The 269-nt window shown below is 30.5% G+C and carries 1 protein-coding gene; it reads right to left on the bottom strand.

The genetic code is table 11. The features are described 5' to 3' along the window. Window positions 1-221 (bottom strand): group II intron maturase-specific domain-containing protein (locus tag ACQRD5_RS17355; protein ID WP_427747133.1); only part of this gene is annotated, 221 nt, incomplete at its 3' end. Window positions 222-269: the final 48 nt, after the last annotated feature.

Raw genomic sequence — 269 nt, 5'->3', positions numbered from 1 at the left:
CGGGTATTGGCAAATTTTAATGACTGATAGTGATTTAATCCTAACTTCCTAAGATTTTTATATCTTGTTTTAACCCTTTTCCATTGTTTCCATATACACATTCTTAGTCTTTGTCTTATCCATTTATCTAATTGCTGAACAACACCTTTGCATTTGGCTATCCCATAATAATTAACCCATCCAATATTAGTTTGATTCAATTTAATTATTCTTTGTTCCAAAGTCATCGGTTTCGACCTCGATAGTATTTCTCTAATTTTATCCTTATG

The organism is Clostridium sp. SGI.024, assembly GCF_050315195.1.
Classification (GTDB): Bacteria; Bacillota; Clostridia; order Clostridiales; family Clostridiaceae; genus Clostridium.
Note: the sequence above shows the minus strand (reverse complement) of the source record. Positions and strands in the feature narration are given on the sequence as shown.